The organism is Mycobacterium angelicum, from assembly GCF_002086155.1.
In the GTDB taxonomy this organism is placed as follows: Bacteria; Actinomycetota; Actinomycetes; order Mycobacteriales; family Mycobacteriaceae; genus Mycobacterium; species Mycobacterium angelicum.
Map to the genome: position 1 here is coordinate 1 of NZ_MVHE01000191.1, position 1,426 is coordinate 1,426.

A 1,426-nucleotide genomic window follows, 5' to 3' on the forward strand; every position below is an offset into this window, starting at 1 on the left:
GGTTGCGTCCAGCAGAGTGGTGTACGAGTCGGACCTGATCAGCGGTACCGGCGTGTCGTAGCCGAGTGATTGAAGGTCATCGCGTGATTCTTCGAGAGACCGCCAAAGTCACTCGAGCAAAGGAATACACGCGATGACCGCTGCCCAGAATATCGACCTGCCCACCGTGCTGGCCGAACGACTCACCACGACCCACCCCGACGTGCTGCGCGAGTTGCTCGCCACGTTCATCCACACCCTGCTCGGGGCTGAAGCCGACGCGTTGTGCGGCGCGGGATACGGCGAGCGCAGCACCGAACGGACCAACCAGCGCAATGGCTACCGTCACCGCCAATTCGACACCCGGGCAGGCACATTGGATCTGGCGATCCCGAAGCTGCGGCACGGTTCCTATTTCCCGGACTGGCTGCTGGAACGCCGCAAACGGGCTGAGCGGGCTCTGACGACCGTGGTCGCGACCTGCTACCTGCTCGGGGTGTCCACCCGGCGGATGGACAAACTCGTCGAAACTCTCGGGATTACGTCGCTGTCGAAGTCGCAGGTGTCGGTGATGGCCAAGGAACTCGATACCGCCGTGGAAGCCTTTCGCACTCGACCCCTCGACGCCGGCCCCTACACGTTCGTGGCTGCTGACGCGCTGGTACTCAAAGTCCGCGAGGGCGGTCGGGTGGTCAACGTGCACGCGCTGATCGCGGTCGGGGTCAACGCCGAGGGCTACCGCGAGATCCTGGGCCTCGACGTCACCACCGCCGAGGACGGTGCCGGCTGGTTGACGTTCTGGCGGTCGCTGACCGCCCGCGGCCTGTCCGGGATCAAGCTCGTCACCAGTGATGCGCACGCCGGCCTGGTGGCCGCGATCGGTGCCACCCTGCCCGGCGCGGCCTGGCAACGCTGCCGCACGCACTACACGACCAACCTGATGGCGGTGACCCCGAAGGCGTCGTGGCCGTGGGTACGCACGCTCTTGCATTCGGTGTTCGATCAACCTGACAAGGAATCCGTTGCCGCGCAATATGATCGGATCATCGACGCGCTGTCGGACAAACTACCGAAGGTCGCCGACCACCTCGAAGCAGCACGGCCAGATCTGCTGGCGTTCACCGCGTTTCCCAAGCAAATCTGGCGTCAGATCTGGTCGAACAACCCCCAGGAACGGCTCAACAAGGAGATCCGCCGACGCACTGATGTCGTCGGCATCTTCCCCGACCGCGACGCCCTGATCCGCCTCGTAGGGGCCGTGCTCGCAGAACAACACGACGAATGGGCCGAGTCCCGCCGCTACCTGGGCCTCGACGTCCTGAGCAAATCACGCACCGTCTACGACCCCCCGACCGAACAGGAGGCCACCCCCGCGGCACTGACCGCCTAAACCATCACATCGAAGAATCACACGACGACGTCGTACACCACGTCCCTGGACTTGACC

Annotated in this window: 1 protein-coding gene; it reads left to right on the top strand. The window is 64.5% G+C overall.

Translation table 11 applies throughout. The annotated features are described in order from the left end of the window. Positions 1-133 precede the first annotated feature (133 nt). A complete protein-coding gene (locus BST12_RS28920) occupies positions 134-1,369 on the top strand; it encodes an IS256 family transposase (RefSeq protein WP_083116527.1) in 1,236 nt (411 codons plus the stop codon). Positions 1,370-1,426: the final 57 nt, after the last annotated feature.

What these genes read in the sequence shown, in the direction of transcription:
- BST12_RS28920 (WP_083116527.1), top strand. Translation starts at nt 134, where the DNA reads ATGACCGCTGCCCAGAATATCGACCTGCCCACCGTGCTGGCCGAACGA.